Origin of the sequence: Gordonia oleivorans, from assembly GCF_040044975.1 — a bacterium.
GTDB lineage: Bacteria > Actinomycetota > Actinomycetes > Mycobacteriales > Mycobacteriaceae > Gordonia > Gordonia oleivorans.
This window is the reverse complement of sequence record NZ_JBDZDI010000001.1, coordinates 171,061-191,431: the sequence shown is the minus strand read 5'-3', so window position 1 is coordinate 191,431 and position 20,371 is coordinate 171,061. Positions and strand designations below refer to the sequence as shown.

Genomic DNA, 20,371 nt, shown 5'->3' with positions numbered 1-20,371 from the left:
CTGCGTGTCAGCGCGAGAACATCAGAGCGCGCTTGACCTCTTGGATGGCCTGGGTGACCTGGATGCCACGCGGGCAGGCGTCGGTGCAGTTGAAGGTGGTGCGGCAGCGCCACACCCCGTCGACGTCGTTGAGGATGTCGAGTCGTTCGACGGCACCCTCGTCGCGGCTGTCGAAGATGAAGCGATGAGCGTTGACGATGGCGGCGGGGCCGTAGTAGCTGCCCTCGTTCCAGAACACCGGGCAACTCGTGGTGCAGCAGGCACACAGGATGCACTTGGTGGTGTCGTCGAAGCGGGCGCGGTCGGTGGCCGACTGGATGCGTTCGCGGGTCGGCTCGTTGCCGGTGGTGATCAGGTACGGCTTGATCGCGCGGTAGGCGTCGAAGAACGGCTCCATGTTGACCACGAGATCCTTCTCCACCGGAAGCCCCTTGATGGGCTCGATGGTGATGGTGATCTCTTTGCTCTTGTCCTTGGGGAGCAGATCCTTCATCAGGAGCTTGCAGGCCAGCCGGTTGACGCCGTTGATCCGCATCGCGTCGGAACCGCAGACGCCGTGCGCGCAGCTGCGACGGAACGTCAGGGTGCCGTCGAGGTAGCCCTTCACGTACAGCAGCAGGTTGAGCAGCCGGTCGGTCGGCAGGGCGGGGACGCGGAAGCTCTCGAAGCCCTGGGCATCGGGATTCTCCGGGTTGAACCGGTAGATCTTCAGCGTCACCATCGTCGCCTCGTCGGGGACGGCGGGCAGTGGCGGCTCGTCGGAGGAGGGAGCCGGGTTGTCCATGACGGCGGTCATCAGTACTTACGCTCCATCGGCTCGTAGCGGGTTTGGATGACGGGCTTCCAGTCCAGCTCGATGTCGCTGAGCAGGTCGGTGCCCTTCTTATAGGCCATCGTGTGCCGCATGTAGTTGACGTCGTCGCGGTTCGGGTAATCCTCGCGGGCGTGACCGCCGCGCGACTCCTTGCGGTTGAGCGCCCCGACCACGGTGACCTCGGCCATCTCCAGCAGGAAGCCGAGCTCGATGGCCTCGAGCAGGTCGGAGTTGAAACGCTTGCCCTTGTCCTGCACGCGGATGTGGGCGTAGCGCTCCTTGAGGGCGTGGATGTCGGTGAGCGCCTGCTTGAGGGTCTCTTCGGTGCGGAACACCGACGCGTTGGCGTCCATCGAGGCCTGCAGCTCGGTGCGGATGTCGGCGACCCGCTCGTGCCCGTGCTCGGACAGGATCGTCTCCAGCCAGCCGTCGACCATCGCGGTCGGCTCTTCCGGCAGGTCGGTGAACGACGCCGAGTTGGCGTAGTCGGCGGCGGCGATGCCGGCGCGACGGCCGAAGACGTTGATGTCGAGCAACGAGTTGGTGCCCAGGCGGTTGGCGCCGTGCACCGAGACGCATGCGCATTCGCCCGCGGCGTACAGACCGTGCACGACGTCGGTGGGGTTGCGCAGCACCTGACCCTCGATGTTGGTCGGGATGCCGCCCATCACGTAGTGGCAGGTCGGGAAGACCGGAACCCATTCGGTGACCGGGTCGACGCCCAGGTAGGTGCGGGAGAACTCGGTGATGTCGGGGAGCTTCTCGTTGAGCACGTCCTCGCCGAGGTGGGTCACGTCGATGTAGACGTAATCCTTGTTCGGTCCGGCGCCGCGGCCCTCGAGGACCTCGAGCACCATCGAACGGGCGACGATGTCGCGGGGGGCGAGGTCCTTGATGGTGGGGGCGTAGCGCTCCATGAAGCGCTCGCCCTCGGCGTTGCGCAGGATGCCGCCCTCACCACGGACGGCCTCGGAGATGAGGATGCCCAGACCGGCCAGGCCGGTCGGATGGAACTGGTGGAACTCCATGTCCTCCAGGGGAAGTCCCTTGCGGAACACGATGCCCATGCCGTCACCGGTGAGGGTGTGGGCGTTGGAGGTGGTCTTGTACATACGTCCCGAGCCGCCGGTCGCGAACACGATCGACTTGGCGTGGAACACGTGGATCTCGCCGGTCGCGAGTTCGTAGGCGACGATGCCGGTGGCCACCGGTTCGCCGTTCTCGTTCTCGGACAGGCACAGGTCGAGCGCGTAGAACTCGTTGAAGAACTCGACGTCGTGCTTGACGCAGTTCTGGTACAGGGTCTGCAGGATCATGTGACCGGTGCGGTCGGCGGCGTAGCAGGCGCGACGGACCGGCGCCTTGCCGTGATCGCGGGTGTGACCGCCGAAGCGGCGCTGGTCGATGCGACCCTCGGGGGTGCGGTTGAACGGCAGACCCATCTTCTCCAGGTCGAGCACCGCGTCGATGGCCTCCTTGGCCATGATCTCCGCGGCGTCCTGGTCGACGATGTAGTCGCCACCCTTGACGGTGTCAAAGGTGTGCCACTCCCAGTTGTCCTCTTCGACGTTGGCCAGCGCGGCGCACATGCCGCCCTGGGCCGCGCCGGTGTGGCTGCGGGTGGGGTACAGCTTGGTGAGGACCGCGGTGCGGGCGCGGGGAGCGGCCTCGATGGCCGCGCGCATCCCGGCGCCGCCGGCGCCGACGATCAGCACGTCGTAGCGGTGTTCCTGCATATGTATTCGTGTCTCCTGTGGTCGACGTGGGGCGCGTCAGCTCGCGCTGTTGACGTCAAAGGTCAGAAGGGCATAGGTGCCGAGCACCAGCACCAGGATCATCGAGATGCCGAGCAGCACGTTCAGCCAGAACCGGGTGGAGTCCTTGCGCGAGTAGTCGGCGATGACGGTGCGCACACCGTTGCCGCCGTGCAACTGGGCCAGCCACAGCATCGTGAGGTCCCAGATCTGCCAGAAGGGTTCCTTCCACCGGGCGGCGACGAAGGACGCGTCGATGCGGTGCACGCCGTTGTCCCACGCCAGCATGATGAACATGTGGCCGATGGTGAGGATGATCAGCGCCAGGCCGGAGAAGCGCATGAACAGCCATGCGTACTTCTCGAAGTTGCCGCCCTTGCGGGCGCGCGGCGAGCGCGGGTTGTCGAGGCTGGCCGGCCGGTCGTAATCGGTGCCGAGCGTCTTGGCGAGGTGCGGGGAGGATGCAGTCATCGGTGATCTCTCCTAGAACGAGTGCGTGATCAGGATCTGGAGGAGGCGGACCGCCGCCGCCGCGAACACGATCGCGAAGATCGACAGGATCACCCACAGCATCTGTCGCTGGTACTTGGCACCCTTCGACCAGAAGTCGACGAGGATGATCCGCACACCGTTGAAGGCGTGGTACAGAACACAGGCGACGAGACCGATCTCCATCAGGCCGATGAGCGGCGTCTTGTAGGTCTCGATGATCTCGGAGTACTTGTTCGGATCGATGCGGATGACCGCGGTGTCCAGAACATGCACGAAGAGGAAGAAGAAGATGGTGACACCGGTGATCCGGTGGAGCACCCATGACCACATCCCGGGGTCGCCTCGATACAGAGATCGCTTACGCACCGGCTCCGGTGCGGTTTCGGTCGGGGTGCTCATTGCGAAATTGGCCTCCAACATCGTCGATGGACGCAGGGAGCCGCCTTGTGGAGGCTCCACCATGGACCCATGCAAGAGACTTTAAACCTATGCTGAGGGCAGCCGTGAATTGCCCGAACAGATTTGGGCCACAAGAGATTCCGACTTAGGTTTGCCTTACCATTGCAACAGTGACCGCAGAGTCGTCTGTGTCCGGTTGTATCCCCGTTCACAAGGAGTTTCCGCTGACTGTCGACATTGATTGGAATACACTGCGCCACAAGGCAATTGACATGGTGGAGCGAGCCTACGCGCCGTACTCGAGGTTCCCGGTCGGTGCCGCCGGGAGCACCCACGAGGGCCGAATCGTCACCGGCTGCAATGTGGAAAATGTCTCATACGGACTCGGTGTCTGCGCCGAGGTCGCATTGGTGACCGACCTCATCGGATCGGGTGGCGGCCGGCTGCGTGCGGTGAGTGTCAGCGACTCCCGCGGCGAGGTGCTGATGCCGTGCGGCCGGTGCCGGCAGGTGCTCTACGAACACGGTGGCGCGGAGTTGCTCGTCGACCACCCCGCCGGTCCGCGTGCGCTCGGTGAGTTGCTGCCCGACGCGTTCGGACCGGACGATCTGGCCGCAGGGGAACTCGGCGAGGCGTCCCGGTGAGCGGGGAGAGCGTCGGGATCGACCCGATCTCGGTGATCACCACCAAACGGGACGGCCGGGCATTGACCGATGCGCAGATCGACTGGGTCGTCGACGCCTACACCCACGGTGTGGTGGCGCCGGAACAGATGTCGGCGTTGCTGATGGCGATCGTGCTGCGCGGGATGGACCGCCGGGAGATCTCCACCTGGACCCAGGCGATGATCGACAGCGGCGCCCAGGCCGACTTCTCCGGACTGAGCCGGGACGGCCGACGGTTGGTGACCGTCGACAAGCACTCCACCGGTGGGGTCGGCGACAAGATCACCCTTCCGCTCGCACCGCTGGTCGCCTCGTACGGGGTGGCGGTACCGCAGTTGTCCGGACGCGGCCTGGGCCACACCGGCGGAACCCTCGACAAGCTCGAGTCCATTCCGGGATGGCGGGCCGATCTCACCGTCGCGGAGATGATCACCCAACTCGAGCAGGTCGGCGCGGTGGTGTGCGCGGCCAGTCCCGACCTGGCACCGGCCGATCGCCTGCTCTACGCGCTGCGCGACGTCACCGGCACCGTCGAGTCGATCCCGCTGATCGCCAGTTCGATCATGAGCAAGAAGATCGCCGAGGGCACCGGCGCCCTGGTGCTCGACGTGAAGGTGGGTTCGGGTGCGTTCCTGCCGGGCGAGGACGACGCGCGCGAACTGGCCGCCACCATGGTCGACCTGGGCGAGCGGGCCGGGGTGGCGACCTCGGCGTTGCTGACCGACATGGACACGCCGCTGGGCCGGGCGGCCGGCAACGCCGTCGAGGTGGCCGAATCCGTCGAGGTGCTCGCCGGTGGCGGACCGGCGGACGTGGTGGAACTGACGGTGGCGTTGGCCGTCGAGATGCTGACCCTCGCCGGTGTCTCCGACGTCGACCCGGCGGAGAATCTGCGCAACGGCCGGGCGATGGACTCGTGGCGGGCGATGATCACCGCGCAGGGCGGAGATCCGGACGCCCCGTTGCCGCGGGCACGGCACACCGACGTGGTGACCGCCGAGCGGGCCGGGATCGTCGCACGGGTGGACGCCCGGGCCGTCGGCGATGCGGCCTGGCGACTCGGCGCCGGACGATCGGTCCCCGGCGAATCGGTGCAGGCCGAGGCCGGTGTCATCGTGCACGTCGCACCCGGCGACGAGGTGCGCGCCGGCGAGGTGCTCTTCGTCATGCACACGCAGACCCCGGAGCGGTTCGCCGCCGCGCGGGCCGCGCTGGTCGGCGCCGTCGACATCGGGGCGCACACGCCCGTCGTCCGGCCCCGCGTGATCGAACGCGTTAGGTTCGGGGCATGACGTCAATGCCGCCGCGTTCACCGCTGGATCCCGCCGCACTGCTGCTCGCCCCGAAGGTGCTGTTGCACGATCATCTCGACGGCGGACTGAGGCCGTCGACGGTGCTGGAGCTGGCGCGGGAGACCGGCTACGACGAACTGCCCGCCGATACCGCGGACGATCTCGCCATCTGGTTCCGCGAGGCCGCCGACAGCGGCTCGCTGGAAAGATATCTGGAGACCTTCGCGCACACCGTCGGCGTGATGCAGACCGCCGACGCGCTGGTCCGGGTGGCCCGCGAATGTGTGGAGGATCTCGCCGCCGACGGCGTCGTGTACGCCGAGGTGCGCTACGCCCCCGAACAGCACCTCGAGGCCGGACTCGACCTCGACGAGGTGGTCGAGGCGGTGCTGACCGGATTCGCCGAGGGGGAGGCGATCGCCGCGGCGTCGGGCCGTCGGATCATGGTGCGCTGCCTGGTCACCGCGATGCGGCACGCCGCCCGCTCCCGGGAGATCGCCGAACTGGCGGTGCGCTACCGCGACCGCGGGGTGGTCGGATTCGACATCGCCGGCGCCGAGGCGGGCCACCCGCCGACCCGGCACCTCGACGCATTCGAGTACATGCGGGCCAACAGTGCGCCGTTCACCATTCATGCCGGCGAGGCGTTCGGCCTGCCGTCCATCCACGAGGCCATCGGCTTCTGCGGCACCGACCGGCTCGGTCACGGGGTGCGCGTCATCGACGACATCGTGCTGCCGGCCGGGTCCCGGCCCGACGACGAGGCGTTCCCCGGAGCCGAACTCGGCCTCATCGCGAACATCGTGCGCGACAAGCGAATCCCGTTGGAGCTGTGCCCGAGCTCGAACGTGCAGACCGGCGCGGTCGCCTCGCTGGCGGAGCATCCGTTCAACGTGCTCGCGCGGTTGCGTTTCCGGGTGACGGTGAACACCGACAACCGGCTGATGAGCGACACCACGATGAGCAAGGAATTCGCCAAGCTCTCCGAGCAGTTCGGTTACGGCTGGGCCGACTTCGAACGCTTCACCGTCAACGCGATGAAGTCGGCGTTCATCCACTTCGACGAGCGTCTCGCGGTCATCGACAACGTCATCAAGCCCGGCTATGCGGTGCTGATCGAGGGCTGATCAGGTCGGCGGGAAAGTGGGTCGTGCGTGAGAAGGTGGGTGCGGTAGCACCCATCTTCTCCAACACGACCCATTAGTGGCGCGGCGTCAGCGCTTCTTGACGAGCCGATCCTCGAACTCGTGCTCGAGGGCGCGCCACGCCTCGGCCTCGTTCTCGAACGGCGGGCTCGGGGCCAGCCGCTTGGGATCGGGATTGATCGCGTAGTCGACGAACCAGCCCAGCGGGGTGGTGGACCCGAGTGCCTCGCCGACGGAGTCGTCGTCGGCGTAATCGGCTGCGTCGGTGAACAATTCGACGGCCAGCTCGAGCTGGTTGCGGTCGATGCGGCGGGGGCCGTCGGAGATGTCCTCACTCAGCCCGGGCAGCACGTAGACGTTGTCGTCGATGACGTCGAACTCCAGTGAACCGTCGGTGGCGGCCACCCGCACCTCGTCGAAGGTCGACACACCCGACAAGTCGTGGCTGTTCTCGTCGGCGAGGAACTTCGACAGCACCCGCGGCGAGGTGAAGACGAAGATCTTGCCGTCCTTGCCGAGGAAGACCGGGTCGTCACCGAGGTAGCAGCGCAGCGACAGGTATTCCCCGGCGCCGGTGACGATGCGGATCGGGTCGATGCCGACCGAGGCCCAGAAATCGTCGTCGTCGATCTCGTCGTTCTCGTCCTCGTCGTCGGAGTCGTCGAGGTCGTCGTTGGTCTCCTCGGTGGCCTCGTCGTCCTCGGATGCCTCCGCGTCGGCGTCGCCGACGAGGTCGAGATCCTCATCCGGCTCGTCCTCGTCCTCCGCCGACGCCGCGGCCTCGAGTTCGGCGGCGGCGGTGGTGACGGCGTCGTCGGGCACGTCGGGGGTGGTGATGACCTCGTCGATGGCGTCGAGGACGTTGTCCCAGTGCTTGGCGATGAGACGGCCGATGCGCACCCACAGGTCGGTGCCGTCGCGGCCCTCGAAGTTGCGGGTGCCGGTGGTCACCGCACCCAGGATCGGGTTGCCGTTGAAGAACTTGGTGATCACCACCAGCTCGCACACCTCACCGAGGATGCGCACGATCTCCAGCGCGTCCTCGAGTTCGGCGATGACCTCGGGGGTGGGATCCTCGGCGGCGAGCTCCGGCACGCCCACCAGGTCATAGGTGTGCCGGTCGTCGGGAACCAGCTCGTCGGCCTGCAGACCCTTCACGGTCTCCCACGCCGGATGCTCGACGAGGTCGTTGTCGTCGTCGGTGCGGATGAACGCGACGAGTTCGGCGACGCCCGGGAAGACGTAGAGGTCCTCGTCGAGACCCAGGAACGCCTCCCACTCGTCGTCGCCCTCGCGCCAGCGGGGCGCCCACAGCGTGAAGCTGTTTCCGTCGGTGAGTCCGAGCTCGATGGGGACAATGTCTCCGGCCATGACGTCACAGCGTAGCGATCATGCCTGTGACATCCATACCGACCCCACGACGAGTTGATGAACACCTCGGTGCACCGACGACGAGGACGTCATCGCGGGCATCACCGCGGCCGGAAGAAACCCTGGAATCCCTGCCCGGCGTTGCTGGTGCGCAGCGGTGACACCTGGACCGGATCGCCGGCTTCGACGAGTTGGTTGTTGCCGATGTACATCGCGACGTGCCCGTCCCACACGGCGAGGTCGCCGGGCAGCAGGTCGCCCTGCGCCACCGCGATCCCGGCGGTGTCCTGCTCCTGGGCCAGCCTCGGCAGCTCGAGTCCCGCCTGCCGGTAGGCCCATTGGGTGAGGCCGCTGCAATCGAATCCGCTCGGGTCGGTGCCGCCCCACACGTAGGGCACACCCTGCTGACTCAGCGCGGCCCGGACCGCGGTGGCGGCGCGTTCGTTCGGTGCGTACGCCACCGACCCGTCGGGAAGGGTGATCGCGACACCGCCGTGATCGGTGCCGGGACCGGCGGGCACCGAGGCCGGGGTGGGCAGCGATGCAGGCACACCGGCGGGGGCCTCGGTCTGCGCCGACGCCATCAATTCGCGGGTGTCGCCGGCGAGTTCGGCCCGGGTCCGGGCGACGACCGTCACGCCGCGTTCGATGTGGTCGAGGGCCACGGGCAGCAGCATCATGAGCCCGGCCGGGGTGAACAGCCCGTCACCCAGAGCCCGCGCCGCCGCGGCAAACGAGTCGAGCAGTCCGTTGAGTTCGGCGGCCGCCCGTTCGACACGGCCGGCCGCGGTCCCGGTGATGCGGACGATGTCGGCGGTGTCCTCCTCGATCGCCACGGTCGTGGTGGTGGCGCGTCGTGCGGCGGCGGTCGCCGCGGTCCCGCCCGCACCGTCCCATGCGGCCTCCACGTTCGACGCCGCGGCCATGGCCTCGTCCCGGATCGCGGCGAGATCGGGCGCCAACGCCGCGATCGCGGTCACCGGGTCGTTTCCGGGAAGGACACCGGTGCCCAGGGCGGGCATCAGCATGCGCAGGGGCGCGATCAACACATCGGCGGTCAGCATCAGAGTCGCACCCCGGTCATGTCGGCGGCAGTCATGTCGGCGGCGGGCATGGTGGGAGCGGGCATGGTGCGGGTCGGCATCGTGGGGCCCGGCACAGCGCCGGTCAGCACCGCGCCGGCCGTGTCGTCGGTGCTCGTGTACCCCGACGCCGCTGCCGAACTCTGAGCGGAGATGGCGAGGTGGGTCTCGGCGATGCGGCGCAGGCGGGTGCGTCGGACGTCGATCACCTGTCCGAGTGCGGCCAGGAAATCCGAACCGATCAGGCCGAAGGTCAGGGCCAGCGGCGTGAGGTCGGTGGCGGCGGTGTGCATCCCGAGGCGGGTGGCGGTGGTGGCCTCGTGGCCGGCGAAGGACTGCACGGCTGCGGGGGAGACGGAGAGTGGCGGAGTGGTGGTCATGCAGGGTTGGACGCGGCGAAACCCCCGACGGTTCCATCGTGGCCGGTATTGATGTGGACGATTTTCGTTGCCGGGCCCCGGCCAGGTGTGCGCACTATGGTTTGCTCATGGCTGTTCACATCGTCGATCACCCGCTCGCCGCGGCACGACTGACCACGATGCGCGACAAGACGACCGCCAATGCGGGTTTCCGGGCGGCATTGTCGGACCTGACGCAGATGCTCGTCTACGAGGCACTGGCCGACGCCCCGACGGTCGCCGAGACGATCGACACCCCGATCACCCGGTGCGCCGGGTCGCGACTTGCCAAGCCGCCGTTGTTCGTTCCGGTCCTGCGGGCGGGACTCGGCATGGTCGAACAGGCGCATGCGATGGTCCCGGAGGCGCTCGTCGGGTTTGTCGGCGTGGCCCGCGACGAGTCCACCGCCACCCCGGTGCCGTATCTGGAATCGTTGCCGGACGACCTGTCGGATCAGCCGGTGTTCGTGCTGGATCCGATGCTGGCCACCGGCGGATCGTTGCTGTACACGATCGAGTTGCTGGTGGCCCGCGGTGCCACCGACATCACCGCGCTGTGCGTGGTTGCCGCCCCCGAAGGTGTTGCGGCACTGGAGAAGTCGGGTCATCCGATCCGGTTGTTCGTGGCCGCGGTGGACGAGGGCCTCAACGACGTCGCCTACATCGTTCCCGGCCTCGGCGACGCCGGGGATCGTCAGTTCGGTCCGCGCTGAGCAGATACCTCAGGCGGCCACCGCCGAGCAGATATCTCAGGCGGCGACCGCCGACCAGCGCCCGCCGTGCCTGCGCACCGTCACCGGATGATCGAAGGCGGTACTGATGGCCGCCGACGTCAGCGTGTCGTCGACCTCGCCGGCCGCGATCGCCTCGCCCTCACGCAGCAGCATCGCGTGGGTGGTGCTCGCCGGCAGATCCTCGAGGTGATGGGTGACCAGCACACTCGCCAGATCCGGCACGTCGCCGCGGAGCCGATCGATCGCCGAGAGCAGTTTCTCCCGCGCGGCGAGGTCGAGGCCGGTGGCCGGCTCGTCGAGGAGCAGTAACGCCGGCTGCGGCATCAGCGCCCGTGCGATGAGGGTGCGCCCCCGTTCACCCTGACTCATCACCGGCCACACCGAGTCAAGTCGCTCGGTCATCCCCAGCAGGTCCAACAGGTCGTCGGCGCGCCGGTGTTCGGCGTCGGTGTAATGGTGTCGGCGGTCGAGTTCGGGTGTGTTCGTCAATCCCGTCAGCACCACATCGTGCGCGCTGATCGGCACGTCGATGCGCCACCGCGGATCGACATGTCCGATGTGCGTGCGCAATTCGCGCATATCGACGCGACCGAGCCGCTTGCCGAGCACGTCGACGACGCCGGTCGTCGGATGCGAACGGGCACCGAGGATGGCCATCAGGGTCGACTTCCCGGCGCCGTTCGGGCCGAGCAGCGCCCAATGCTGACCCGGGTACACGGTCAGACTCACATCGTGCAACAGCGCACGCGAACTGCGGATCACATCGAGATGGCGGGCATCGAGAACCGGGGGCACCCGTTCAGTTCTAGACCCAGGGGTCTGCGGTTCTGGACCCAGGGGTCGGTGGTTCTGGACCCAGGGGTCGGCGGCGCGGACGGTCGGCGTCAGCTCGCCGCCCAGTATTCGAGCATCGGTTCGGTGGACTGCGTGACGCCACCGTCGGCGATGACCAGCGCGGACGGCGACACCGTGTAGGTCACCGATCCGTTGCGGGCGATGAAGGTGTTGCCCACATGCTGGGGGAACCCGACCTCGATCTCACCCGCGTCCGCAGCGCCCTTGTAGTAGTACCGCCCGGTCTGGTCACCCACCTGGCAGATCACCACCCGGGATCGGGCGGTGCGCCCGATCGCCACCGCCGGATCGTCGGCGGCATTACAGCGCGGGCCGGACAGGAAGCCCTGCCAGTCGGCCCCCGACACGGTCGGTGACGGGCGGGCCTGGGTGAGGGTGGTGGTCGTGGTGGTGGTCGACGTCGATGCTCCGCCGGGGACCTGCGTCACCCCGGGCGCGGTGGTCGTGGTGGTCGATGACGACGCGGCCGCCTCGTCGGAGCCGTCGCTGCCCCGCAGCAGCAGGTAAGCGCCCACGCCTGCGCCGAGCACCACGACGACGCCGAGCACGATCGCCGCGATCACCAGGGGCGACGACCACGGCGACCGCGGCGGCGGGGGACCGTAGCCCTGCGGCGGCGGCGTCGGATATCCGTATCCGCCGGCGGGTGGGTACCCGCCGGAATTGTCGGGCGGATAGGTCATCGCATCCCCTTGCGTTCGGTCGGTGGTCCGTCGGGCGCTGATCCGTCACGGTCGGTGGGTACTCGCATAGGTCGCAGGGTCCCGATGATGCTCGCCAGCAGTTCGCCCATGCGGGTGGCCGACGCGCGGCCCACCTCCAGCACCTCGGCATGGTCGAGCGGTTCACCGGTGATCCCGGCCGCCAGGTTGGTGACGAGTGACACCCCGAGGACCTCCAGCCCGGCCTCGCGGGCCGCGATCGTCTCGTGGACCGTCGACATGCCGACGAGGTCGGCGCCGAGGGTCCGCAGCATGCGGATCTCCGCGGGCGTCTCGTAGTGCGGGCCCGGCAGTCCCGCGTACACGCCCTCGGTCAACGTGGCGTCGACGCCGCGGGCGATCTCCCGCAGCCGCGGGGCGTAGGCGTCGACCATGTTGACGAAACGCGCGCCGACCAGCGGGGACCGGGCGGTCAGGTTCAGATGGTCGGAGATCAGCACGGGTTGACCGACGCTCATGCCCTCGCGGAGCCCGCCGGCGGCGTTGGTCAGGATCACCGTGTGCACCCCGGCCGCCGCCGCGGTGCGGATCGGATGCACCACCCGGGCCAGATCGTGTCCCTCGTAGGCGTGCGTGCGGCCGAGCATGATCAGCACCCGCCGGTCGCCGATGTGCACCGATCGGATGGTGCCACCGTGACCGGCGGCCGAGGGGGCGAGGAATCCCGGGACATCCGACATCGCCACGGTCGCGATCGGTGTGCCGAAGGCGTCCGCGGCCGGCGCCCACCCCGAACCCAGGATCACCGCGATATCATGTGCGGCACAATCGGTTTCGGCAGAAATCGTGGCGGCGGCGGCGATCGCCGCGGCGTCCGCGTCGACGGTGGGATCCATGCCGCCAACCCTAGTGGCCCGAGCCGACGATCTCATACGACGACGCGCACGGGCGGCGAGATCGTCGTCGATGTGCGCGGCAACGATGGATGAGTGGTTGCGGGGACCCCGGCGTCGACGGCGCCGAAGATCGCCTGGCCTCAGGCGATAAGGTCTCTGCATGCCATTTCTGAGCGAACAGCCCACCGCCGCCGGCGTCGCGGAACTCTTCCTGGGCACCCCGGGTGTCGAACTCGACGAGGCGAACCCGGAGAACCGTTTCCGCCTCGAGTGGATCGACACCGTCACCGCGCTACTCGACGAGGCGGTCTCCGGCGGGGCGAAGGCCGTGGTGATCACCGCGACCGGCAAGTTCTTCACCAACGGCCTCGACACCGACTACATCGCCACCAACGCCGCTGATCTCCCGGCCTACCTGGACCGGGTCCACGCGCTCTACCGCACGGTGCTGACCCTGCCGGTGCCGGTGATCGCGGCCGTCAACGGTCACGCCTTCGGTGCCGGGGCGATGCTGGCGCTGTGCGCCGACCACCTGGTGATGCGCACCGAACGTGGCTTCTGGTCGCTGCCCGAGGCCGCCCTGGGCATGCCGTTCACCAAGGGGATGGCCTCATTGGTCCGCACCCGGCTGACCGATCGGGCCGCCACCGAGGCGATGCTCACCTCACGTCGCTACGGCGCCGACGACGCGGTGGCCGCCGGTATCGTCGACGAGGCGGTGCCGACCACCGATCTGCTCGCCCGGGCCGCCGAGGTCGCCGCAGCGCGCGCGCCGCTGGCCGGCCCGACGCAGACACTGATCAAGCAGGGACTGCGGCAGCCGTTGCTCGCCGATCTGGCCGTACCCACCCCGCCGTCGCTGCTGTGATCGGCCCACGATGAGCGGGAATCTCCCACCAGCGGAAGGACAGTGGCGGTGACACAGGCGGGGATCGGTGACCCATCCGGCGGCGTGATCGACGCCTGGCTGGCGGCGCACCGCGATCGGCTCATCGGGTGGCGGCGGCGGATCCACGCGAATCCGGAACTCTCGCGGCAGGAGGTCGCGACCACCGAACTGGTGATGACCGAACTCGCCGCACTCGGGCTGTCGCCGCGCCGACTGCCGCTGGGCACCGGCGTGGTCTGTGATCTGGGGCCGGCCACCGGGCCGCGGCTGGCGCTGCGCGCCGACATGGATGCCCTGCCGATCACCGAGCACACCGGTCTGCCGTTCAGCTCCACCACCGACGGCGTCTCCCATTCCTGCGGTCATGATGCGCACACGGCGATCCTGTTGGGTACCGCCGCGGTGCTCGCCTCGGCGCCCGGCCTGCCCGTCGGGGTGCGACTGATCTTCCAGCCCGCCGAGGAGGTGATGCCCGGCGGCGCGCTCGACGCGGTCGCGGCCGGGGTCACCGAAGGCGTGAGCCGCATCTTCGCGCTGCACTGCGACCCGCGGCTGCCCGTCGGCTCGGTGGGACTGCGGGAGGGGGCGCTCACCTCGGCCGCCGACCACATCGAACTGCAGTTGCGCTCACCCGGTGGACACACCTCGCGACCACATCTCACCGGGGATCTGGTGTATGCGATGGGTACCGTCATCACCGGACTGCCCGGCATCCTCTCGCGGCGTATCGATCCGCGGTCGGGGACCGTGATGGCGTGGGGGGCGGCGCACGCCGGCAACGCACCCAACGCCATCCCGCAGGAAGGGCAACTGCGGGGCACCGTGCGCACCGGTGAACATCGCACCTGGGCGGAGATGGAACCGTTGGTGCGCAGCGTCGTCGGTGAACTCCTGGCGCCGCTGGGGGTGTCCTACGACCTGTCCTACTTCCGGGGTGTCCCGCCGGTGGTCAACGACGTGACCGCGATCGAGATGCTGACCCGGTCGGTCGCGGCCATCGGCGAGGACGCCGTGGCCGACACCCCGCAGTCGCCCGGCGGGGAGGACTTCTCCTGGTATCTCGAGCAGGTGCCCGGGGCGATGGGACGCCTGGGCGTGTGGAGCGGTTTCGGCCCACAGGTCGATCTGCACAGCCCCAACTTCGACATCGACGAACGCGCCCTGGACGTGGGCGTGCGGGCGCTGGCCGGGGTGATCTTCGGCGTCGGTTCCGAGGGCTGAGCCTTCGGCTGGTTCGGCCGGGCGCAGCTCGGCTCAGGCTTCCGCGGCGCCCGGTCCGGGACCGACGTTGCGCGACTCGCGCAGACGGAGATCCTGCACGTATTCGGCAGGCGCACCGGCGATTTCGGCCGCCTCGGCCATCACGCCCAGGTAGCGCGCGGAGGGGAGTCCGCCCTCGTAGGCGTCGAGGACGTACAGCCAGGCCAGCACACCGTCACCGCCGTCGGTGTCGACGCGGGCGCGGATCTTGCGGTGGATACCGAGCTCGGAACCCTCCCACCGGTCGAGGTTGTCCTCGTCCTCGGTGGGGACGTCGTAGAGCACCACGAACACCTTGGCGTCCGGGTCGTCGCGGTCCTCGGTGACGGTGGCCAGTGATCCTTCCCACCCGATGTCACCGCCGGCGAAGGTCAGTCGCCACCCGTGCAGCCACCCGGTCCCCGACATCGGCGAATGCGGCGCGCGCTCCGCCATCTGTTCGGGATGCATGTTGCTGCCGTAAGCCGCGTAGATGGGCATAGTCGCCTCTGACCTGCACTTTCCCGTCGGGATGGGCCCGACCTCATCGTTTTGCGCACCGCGTGGCCCTCGGTGGCCACGATGATCGTATTACGCGCACGCCGATCGCACGACGCTCACGAACACACCCCACCCGACCCCGCGGGCCGCCCGCGCGGCGGTCCGCCGGTCCGATGGCCTAGGTTGGTGAGCGGAGAAATCGCATGCCCGGCGCACCCGCGGAGGAGACACACCAGTGACCAGGATCGTGATCATCGGCGGAGGTCCGGCGGGCTACGAGGCGGCGCAGGCCGCCGCGGCCTATGGCGCCGACATCACCCTGATCGACTCCGACGGCATCGGTGGGGCGTGCGTGCTCTGGGACTGTGTCCCGTCCAAGACGTTCATCGCCTCGACCGGCATCCGCACCGAGGTACGTCGTGCCGCCGATCTGGGCATCAACATCCGCACCGACGACACCCTGGTCACGGTCCCGCAGATCCATCAGCGTGTCCGTGACCTGGCCTTCGCGCAGTCCGCCGACATCCGATCGCGACTGGTCAGCGAGGGCGTCACGCTGGTGTCCGGCCATGCCGTACTCGACCAGACGCAGGTCGGGGTGTCCACCCACGGCGTCACCGCGACCCTGCCGGACGGGTCCACCGAACACTTCGAGGGTGATGTGGTGCTGATCGCCACCGGTGCCTCACCCCGGGTACTGCCCGACGCGCAGCCCGACGGCGAACGCATCCTCACCTGGCGTCAGCTCTATGACCTCGAGACCCTGCCCGAGCACCTGGTGGTCATCGGATCCGGTGTGACGGGTGCGGAATTCGTGCACGCCTACACCGAACTCGGCGTCAAGGTCACGCTGGTGTCCAGTCGCGATCGCGTCCTTCCCCACGAGGACGAGGACGCCGCCCTGGTGCTCGAGGAGGCGCTCGCCGAGCGTGGTGTGGAGTTGGTCAAACATGCGCGTGCGGATCGGGTCGTGCGGACCGGCGACACGGTGACCGCACACCTCGCCGACGGCCGGACCGTGACCGGCTCGCATGTGCTGATGACGGTGGGATCGGTGCCCAACACCGACAACCTGGGGCTGAGCGGTGCCGGCGTGGACACCCACCGCGGCGGATACATCACCGTCGACCGCGTCTCGCGGACCTCGGTCGCCGGAATCTACGCCGCCGGCGACTGCACCGGACTGTTCCCGTTGGCCTCGGTGGCCGCGATGCAGGGCCGGATCGCGATGTATCACGCCCTCGGCGAGGGCGTCAGCCCGATCAAGCTGAAAACCGTTGCGTCCGCGATCTTCACCCGTCCGGAGATCGCCACGGTCGGGGTGTCGCAGAACGCGATCGACTCCGGTGAGTACCCGGCCCGCACGGTGATGCTGCCGCTGGCGACCAATCCGCGCGCCAAGATGAGCGGCCTGCGACGCGGCTTCGTCAAGATCTTCTGCCGACCGGCGACCGGTGTGGTGATCGGCGGTGTGGTGGTCGCGCCGACCGCGTCGGAGCTGATCCTGCCGATCGCGGTCGCGGTGCAGAACAAGCTGACGGTGTCCGATCTGGCCCAGACCTTTTCGGTGTATCCGTCGCTGTCCGGGTCGGTCACCGAGGCGGCCCGCCAGCTCGTGCGCCACGACGACCTCGACTGACCGGGCGAGCCGGTCGACGCGGACCGATCTCCGATCCACAACCGAACGCCGAGCACGCCGCGACGGCACGCACGGCGATAGAGTGCGTGCACAGGGGGTTTCGACGGGCCCTGGATTGGTGACGATCTCGGGGGGCGACAGCGAATGACATCTGGGCGGGGTGAGCGGCCCACCGCCGGCGCGGAGCATTGCCGTCCCGGTGCGCAGACCCCGTGGGGATCGATGAGCATCGGCGAGATCCTGCACATCCTCACCACGATGAGCGAGAGTTCGGCCCGCGGTGACGCCGAAGCCGTGACCACCGCCATCGCCACCATCGCGGGCATCGCTGATGCCCTCGCGGGCGCCTTCGACAATGTCGGCGTACTGCGGGGCCGGGCCGCGGAGGGGGCCGTCGACGCCGCGGAGCGTCTGGTGGCCGAGATCCGCGCGACCGCCGACGGTGCACAGACCAGCGCCGCGGCCATCGGTGCGGCCGCCGGAGTCCTCGGCATCACCCGGGCGCAGGAGCCGGTCCTGGTCGAGCATCAGCGTCGGCTGCAGGAGCATCCCGAGGACGCGGCGACCGTGCGCGCGCAGGTCACGCGGCTGATGACCGGTAGCTACAGCTCGCCGATGCTCGAGGCGGCGGGGGCGTTGCCCGACGTCACGAGTGGGGAGAAGGACAACTTCTACTCCGGTGGGGTTGCCGGAGGCACGACGACGGGTGCCGGCTCCACCTCCGGCCCGGCCGGGGGTAACCAGTCGGGCGCCATCGCCGACATCGACGGCGCGGATCCGTCGGCACCCGGCGGGGTCATCGAACCCTCTCCGACGACGACCGACCCGGACGCCGCGACACCGGCCGCCCCGGCGACCGAGACCACCCCGGTGACGACGTCGACCACCACCGGGTCCCCGTCGGCCGGTGACGGGGAGGATCCGTCCACGCTGACCCGCGGCGGGCTCGGCGACCCGGTCGGCGTCGGCCCCGGTGCCGGTGCACCCGGTGGGCGAATCACCGGAACGGGTGCGGGCGGCGGCGGGCGCGGGTCGAATCCGGGCGGTCCGGTCGGTGGCGCACCGTCCGGGGTGCCGAGTGTGATGCCCCCGTTCCTCGCCGCGGGCTCCGCGGCGCCGGTGAGCTCCGGTGCGCCCGCCGTATCCGGCGCACCGCCGGGTCCGGGATTGCGTGGTACCCCGCCCGGCACCGGCCCGGGCGCGGCGCCCTCGGGTCGCGATCGCGACACCCGGCACCGACCCGCCCCCTACCTGCATCACGGCGAGCACGGCCGCGACATCGTCGGAGACCTGCCGCTCGTCGGACCGCCGGTCATCGGCGATTGGACTCCGCAGGCCTATCCCGCGACCGCGGATCCGGGCGGGTCGTCGGCGGCCACCGTGCCCGTCAGCGATCGCGAACCGGTGGGCGCCGCCGGCTCGGCGGGCGATGCGGTTCCCGTCGACTCCGTGGCAGGCGATGGTGACGGTGATGCCGTCCCGCCGACCCGGGCCGGGGGTGCCGATCGCGATGGCTGAGAACATGATTCGCGGTCGGCTGGCACGTCTTCCGGGTGCGGCGGTGGCGGAGCTCGTCGCCCGGGTCGCCGCCGGCGACGTCGACGACTGCCTGCGGATGCTGGTGATCTCGGCGATCGATGCCGCCGATGTCAATGCCGATACCGTTGTCCGGGAGGCACTTTCGCAGTGGCGGGAGCAGGGTCGGGTGTCGCCGGCGACGCGGTCTCGGTTGACCGCGGCGCTGACCCGTCGTGAGATCGACGCGGCCGTGGCGCACCGGTCCGGTGACATCGCCACGCAGCGAGCGGCATTCGTGCGGGCCCGGGCGGTACACGCGCTGAGCATCGCCGTCGATCCCGACGTCGATGCCGCCGAGCGGCTCGCCGAAGCGGCCTACGAGGCGGCGATCGCGATGGGTGGGACCGCGGGCGTCGTCGCGGTCCTCGTCGAATTCGTGGTGTGACCGGCGGGCACTCGATCGCGCCCGATCGGCCCCGACCGACCGGTCAGGCCAACCCGAAACTGTGCTCCACGGCCCGATTCCATTCCCGGTACAGGCGGTCGCGCTCGTCGGTGTCCATCGCCGGTGTCCACCGGGTGTGTTCGGCCCAGTTCTGCCGGATCTCGTCCTCGTCGTCCCAGTAGCCGACGGCCAGTCCGGCCGCGTATGCCGCGCCGAGGGCGGTGGTCTCGTTGACCACCGGCCGCACCACCGGCACATCGAGGATGTCGGCCTGGAACTGCATCAGGAGGTTGTTGACCACCATGCCGCCGTCGACCTTGAGGGTCGACAGGGTGACACCGGAGTCGGCCTGCATCGCCTCGATCACCTCGCGGGTCTGAAAAGCGCTGGCCTCCAACGCTGCCCGGGCGATGTGTCCCTTGTTGGCGAAGCGGGTCAGGCCGGCGATGACGCCGCGGGCGTCGGGTCGCCACCGCGGTGCGAACAACCCGGAGAACGCAGGGACGAAGTACACGCCGCCGTTGTCGTCGACGCCGGCCGCGAGTTGCTCGACCTCACCGGCGGAGGAGAAGAGGCCGAGGTTGTCGCGCAGCCACTGCACCAGCGAACCGGTGACGGCGATCGAGCCCTCGAGGGCATAGTGCGGCGGTGCCTCACCGATGCGGTAACACACGGTGGTCAGCAGTCCGTGGTCGGAGAACACCGCGTCTGTTCCGGTGTTGAGCAACAAGAAGTTCCCGGTGCCGTACGTGTTCTTCGCCTCGCCGGGTGACAGGCACGCCTGGCCGAACGTCGCCGCCTGCTGATCGCCGAGGATGCCGGACAGGGGCACCCCGTGCAGGGTTCCCTGTTCGCGTAGCGTCCCGTACACCTGCGAGCTGCTGCGGATCTCGGGGAGTGCGTCGACGGGAATCCCCATCTCCGTGCAGATCTCCTCATCCCAGGACAGCGTCCGAAGATCCATCAGCATGGTGCGCGACGCGTTGGTGACGTCGGTGATGTGCAGGCCGCCGGACGCACCGCCGGTGATGTTCCAGGCGATCCAGGAATCCATTGTGCCGAAACAGAGTTCGCCGGCCTCGGCACGGTCGGCGACGGCCTCCACATTGTCGAGCAGCCAGCGCATCTTGGGCCCGGCGAAATAGGTCGACAGAGGTAGCCCGGTGCGGTCGCGGTAGCGGTCGGCACCGGCATCGCCGGCGAGTTGCTCGCACAGTTCGCCGGTGCGGGTGTCCTGCCAGACGATCGCGTTGTGCAGCGGTTCGCCGGTGGTGCGGTCCCAGGCCAGGGTCGTCTCCCGCTGATTGGTCAGCCCACACGCCACGATGTCGTCGGAGGTCAGATCGGCCGACGCGAGTGCGGATGCCACGACGCGGCGGGTGTTGCGCCAGATCTCGGCGGCATCGTGTTCGACCCATCCGGCCCGGGGGAAGATCTGTCGGTGTTCGAGTTGTTCGGCGGCGATGACCTGTCCGCGGCGGTCGAAGACCATGGCCCGCGTCGACGTCGTTCCCTGATCGATGGCCGCGACGTATCCGGAAGCGCTATCCACGGGGGTCAGTGTCGCACGGTGCGGGTCGC

General features: G+C 69.0%; 21 protein-coding genes. 9 read left to right on the top strand and 12 right to left on the bottom strand.

The window, feature by feature from the left end; all coding sequences use genetic code 11:
* Positions 1 to 7 precede the first annotated feature (7 nt).
* The 4 genes from ABLE92_RS00810 to sdhC are packed head-to-tail and all read right to left on the bottom strand — an operon-like array spanning position 8 to position 3,459.
* Complete coding sequence (locus tag ABLE92_RS00810; RefSeq protein ID WP_348802605.1) at positions 8 to 796, bottom strand: succinate dehydrogenase iron-sulfur subunit; 789 nt, start codon at positions 794 to 796, stop codon at positions 8 to 10.
* On the bottom strand, positions 796 to 2,550 hold the full coding sequence (gene sdhA, locus ABLE92_RS00805) for a succinate dehydrogenase flavoprotein subunit (protein WP_348802603.1): 1,755 nt from the start codon (positions 2,548 to 2,550) through the stop codon (positions 796 to 798). Before sdhA ends, ABLE92_RS00810 begins: the two co-directional genes overlap by 1 nt.
* A 36-nt stretch (positions 2,551 to 2,586) precedes the next feature.
* Positions 2,587 to 3,039 (bottom strand): succinate dehydrogenase hydrophobic membrane anchor subunit, encoded by a 453-nt coding sequence (locus tag ABLE92_RS00800; protein WP_348802602.1) that lies wholly within the window; start codon positions 3,037 to 3,039, stop codon positions 2,587 to 2,589.
* A gap of 12 nt (positions 3,040 to 3,051) precedes the next feature.
* Positions 3,052 to 3,459 carry a succinate dehydrogenase, cytochrome b556 subunit gene (gene sdhC, locus ABLE92_RS00795; protein ID WP_348802601.1) on the bottom strand — a complete coding sequence of 136 codons (408 nt, stop codon included), beginning with the start codon at positions 3,457 to 3,459 and terminating at the stop codon, positions 3,052 to 3,054.
* A 224-nt stretch (positions 3,460 to 3,683) separates the two neighbouring features.
* Between sdhC and ABLE92_RS00790 the strand changes: the two genes are divergently transcribed.
* From ABLE92_RS00790 to ABLE92_RS00780, 3 genes are read left to right on the top strand one after another with little or no spacing between them, the layout of a single operon-like run.
* The gene (locus tag ABLE92_RS00790) at positions 3,684 to 4,103 is read left to right on the top strand and encodes a cytidine deaminase (RefSeq protein ID WP_348803188.1); all 420 of its coding nucleotides are present in this window, start codon (positions 3,684 to 3,686) and stop codon (positions 4,101 to 4,103) included.
* Positions 4,100 to 5,416 (top strand): thymidine phosphorylase, encoded by a 1,317-nt coding sequence (locus ABLE92_RS00785; protein WP_348802600.1) that lies wholly within the window; start codon positions 4,100 to 4,102, stop codon positions 5,414 to 5,416. Before ABLE92_RS00790 ends, ABLE92_RS00785 begins: the two co-directional genes overlap by 4 nt.
* Complete coding sequence (locus ABLE92_RS00780; protein WP_348802599.1) at positions 5,413 to 6,543, top strand: adenosine deaminase; 1,131 nt, start codon at positions 5,413 to 5,415, stop codon at positions 6,541 to 6,543. The genes ABLE92_RS00785 and ABLE92_RS00780 overlap by 4 nt, the downstream gene beginning before the upstream one ends.
* A gap of 87 nt (positions 6,544 to 6,630) precedes the next feature.
* On the opposite strand, the gene ABLE92_RS00775 is transcribed toward ABLE92_RS00780, so the two are convergent.
* The 3 genes from ABLE92_RS00775 to ABLE92_RS00765 all read right to left on the bottom strand — a co-directional run bounded on the left by ABLE92_RS00775 (position 6,631) and on the right by ABLE92_RS00765 (position 9,394).
* A complete protein-coding gene (locus ABLE92_RS00775; RefSeq protein WP_348802597.1) occupies positions 6,631 to 7,932 on the bottom strand; it encodes a SatS C-terminal domain-containing protein in 1,302 nt (433 codons plus the stop codon).
* A 101-nt stretch (positions 7,933 to 8,033) separates the two neighbouring features.
* Positions 8,034 to 8,996 (bottom strand): C40 family peptidase, encoded by a 963-nt coding sequence (locus tag ABLE92_RS00770; protein ID WP_348802596.1) that lies wholly within the window; start codon positions 8,994 to 8,996, stop codon positions 8,034 to 8,036.
* A complete protein-coding gene (locus ABLE92_RS00765) occupies positions 8,996 to 9,394 on the bottom strand; it encodes a type VII secretion target (RefSeq protein ID WP_348802594.1) in 399 nt (132 codons plus the stop codon). The genes ABLE92_RS00770 and ABLE92_RS00765 overlap by 1 nt, the downstream gene beginning before the upstream one ends.
* A 107-nt stretch (positions 9,395 to 9,501) precedes the next feature.
* Here ABLE92_RS00765 and upp point away from each other — a divergent pair, with 107 nt between their 5' ends.
* On the top strand, positions 9,502 to 10,125 hold the full coding sequence (upp, locus tag ABLE92_RS00760; RefSeq protein ID WP_348802593.1) for a uracil phosphoribosyltransferase: 624 nt from the start codon (positions 9,502 to 9,504) through the stop codon (positions 10,123 to 10,125).
* Between the two features lie 36 nt (positions 10,126 to 10,161).
* Here the strand turns inward: upp and ABLE92_RS00755 are convergent, their stop codons facing one another.
* The 3 genes from ABLE92_RS00755 to ABLE92_RS00745 form a co-directional block, all read right to left on the bottom strand.
* On the bottom strand, positions 10,162 to 10,941 hold the full coding sequence (locus ABLE92_RS00755) for an ABC transporter ATP-binding protein (RefSeq protein WP_348802592.1): 780 nt from the start codon (positions 10,939 to 10,941) through the stop codon (positions 10,162 to 10,164).
* A gap of 89 nt (positions 10,942 to 11,030) precedes the next feature.
* Positions 11,031 to 11,684 (bottom strand): hypothetical protein, encoded by a 654-nt coding sequence (locus ABLE92_RS00750; RefSeq protein ID WP_348802590.1) that lies wholly within the window; start codon positions 11,682 to 11,684, stop codon positions 11,031 to 11,033.
* Positions 11,681 to 12,559: a purine-nucleoside phosphorylase gene (locus ABLE92_RS00745; RefSeq protein ID WP_348802589.1), complete on the bottom strand. Its 879-nt coding sequence runs from the start codon at positions 12,557 to 12,559 to the stop codon at positions 11,681 to 11,683. Before ABLE92_RS00745 ends, ABLE92_RS00750 begins: the two co-directional genes overlap by 4 nt.
* A 160-nt stretch (positions 12,560 to 12,719) precedes the next feature.
* Between ABLE92_RS00745 and ABLE92_RS00740 the strand changes: the two genes are divergently transcribed.
* Complete coding sequence (locus ABLE92_RS00740) at positions 12,720 to 13,427, top strand: enoyl-CoA hydratase/isomerase family protein (RefSeq protein WP_348802588.1); 708 nt, start codon at positions 12,720 to 12,722, stop codon at positions 13,425 to 13,427.
* A gap of 48 nt (positions 13,428 to 13,475) precedes the next feature.
* Positions 13,476 to 14,669, top strand: a complete 1,194-nt coding sequence (locus ABLE92_RS00735) for an amidohydrolase (RefSeq protein WP_348802587.1) — start codon at positions 13,476 to 13,478, stop codon at positions 14,667 to 14,669.
* A 33-nt stretch (positions 14,670 to 14,702) separates the two neighbouring features.
* Here ABLE92_RS00735 and ABLE92_RS00730 read toward each other — a convergent pair whose 3' ends face one another.
* Positions 14,703 to 15,188 carry a gamma-glutamylcyclotransferase family protein gene (locus ABLE92_RS00730; RefSeq protein WP_348802586.1) on the bottom strand — a complete coding sequence of 162 codons (486 nt, stop codon included), beginning with the start codon at positions 15,186 to 15,188 and terminating at the stop codon, positions 14,703 to 14,705.
* Between the two features lie 235 nt (positions 15,189 to 15,423).
* Between ABLE92_RS00730 and ABLE92_RS00725 the strand changes: the two genes are divergently transcribed.
* The 3 genes from ABLE92_RS00725 to ABLE92_RS00715 all read left to right on the top strand — a co-directional run bounded on the left by ABLE92_RS00725 (position 15,424) and on the right by ABLE92_RS00715 (position 18,790).
* The gene (locus tag ABLE92_RS00725; RefSeq protein ID WP_348802585.1) at positions 15,424 to 16,827 is read left to right on the top strand and encodes an NAD(P)H-quinone dehydrogenase; all 1,404 of its coding nucleotides are present in this window, start codon (positions 15,424 to 15,426) and stop codon (positions 16,825 to 16,827) included.
* Between the two features lie 144 nt (positions 16,828 to 16,971).
* The gene (locus tag ABLE92_RS00720) at positions 16,972 to 18,345 is read left to right on the top strand and encodes a hypothetical protein (RefSeq protein ID WP_348802584.1); all 1,374 of its coding nucleotides are present in this window, start codon (positions 16,972 to 16,974) and stop codon (positions 18,343 to 18,345) included.
* Complete coding sequence (locus tag ABLE92_RS00715; protein ID WP_348802582.1) at positions 18,338 to 18,790, top strand: hypothetical protein; 453 nt, start codon at positions 18,338 to 18,340, stop codon at positions 18,788 to 18,790. Before ABLE92_RS00720 ends, ABLE92_RS00715 begins: the two co-directional genes overlap by 8 nt.
* Positions 18,791 to 18,833: 43 nt before the next feature.
* Here the strand turns inward: ABLE92_RS00715 and glpK are convergent, their stop codons facing one another.
* Positions 18,834 to 20,342 carry a glycerol kinase GlpK gene (glpK, locus tag ABLE92_RS00710; protein WP_348802581.1) on the bottom strand — a complete coding sequence of 503 codons (1,509 nt, stop codon included), beginning with the start codon at positions 20,340 to 20,342 and terminating at the stop codon, positions 18,834 to 18,836.
* Positions 20,343 to 20,371 lie beyond the last annotated feature (29 nt).

What these genes read in the sequence shown, in the direction of transcription:
- ABLE92_RS00775 (WP_348802597.1), bottom strand. Translation starts at nt 7,932, where the DNA reads ATGGCCGGAGACATTGTCCCCATCGAGCTCGGACTCACCGACGGAAAC.
- sdhA (WP_348802603.1), bottom strand. Translation starts at nt 2,550, where the DNA reads ATGCAGGAACACCGCTACGACGTGCTGATCGTCGGCGCCGGCGGCGCC.
- ABLE92_RS00720 (WP_348802584.1), top strand. Translation starts at nt 16,972, where the DNA reads ATGACATCTGGGCGGGGTGAGCGGCCCACCGCCGGCGCGGAGCATTGC.
- ABLE92_RS00770 (WP_348802596.1), bottom strand. Translation starts at nt 8,996, where the DNA reads ATGCTGACCGCCGATGTGTTGATCGCGCCCCTGCGCATGCTGATGCCC.
- ABLE92_RS00715 (WP_348802582.1), top strand. Translation starts at nt 18,338, where the DNA reads ATGGCTGAGAACATGATTCGCGGTCGGCTGGCACGTCTTCCGGGTGCG.
- ABLE92_RS00740 (WP_348802588.1), top strand. Translation starts at nt 12,720, where the DNA reads ATGCCATTTCTGAGCGAACAGCCCACCGCCGCCGGCGTCGCGGAACTC.
- ABLE92_RS00780 (WP_348802599.1), top strand. Translation starts at nt 5,413, where the DNA reads ATGACGTCAATGCCGCCGCGTTCACCGCTGGATCCCGCCGCACTGCTG.
- upp (WP_348802593.1), top strand. Translation starts at nt 9,502, where the DNA reads ATGGCTGTTCACATCGTCGATCACCCGCTCGCCGCGGCACGACTGACC.
- ABLE92_RS00745 (WP_348802589.1), bottom strand. Translation starts at nt 12,559, where the DNA reads ATGGATCCCACCGTCGACGCGGACGCCGCGGCGATCGCCGCCGCCGCC.
- sdhC (WP_348802601.1), bottom strand. Translation starts at nt 3,459, where the DNA reads ATGAGCACCCCGACCGAAACCGCACCGGAGCCGGTGCGTAAGCGATCT.
- ABLE92_RS00750 (WP_348802590.1), bottom strand. Translation starts at nt 11,684, where the DNA reads ATGACCTATCCGCCCGACAATTCCGGCGGGTACCCACCCGCCGGCGGA.
- ABLE92_RS00765 (WP_348802594.1), bottom strand. Translation starts at nt 9,394, where the DNA reads ATGACCACCACTCCGCCACTCTCCGTCTCCCCCGCAGCCGTGCAGTCC.
- ABLE92_RS00730 (WP_348802586.1), bottom strand. Translation starts at nt 15,188, where the DNA reads ATGCCCATCTACGCGGCTTACGGCAGCAACATGCATCCCGAACAGATG.
- ABLE92_RS00810 (WP_348802605.1), bottom strand. Translation starts at nt 796, where the DNA reads ATGACCGCCGTCATGGACAACCCGGCTCCCTCCTCCGACGAGCCGCCA.
- ABLE92_RS00800 (WP_348802602.1), bottom strand. Translation starts at nt 3,039, where the DNA reads ATGACTGCATCCTCCCCGCACCTCGCCAAGACGCTCGGCACCGATTAC.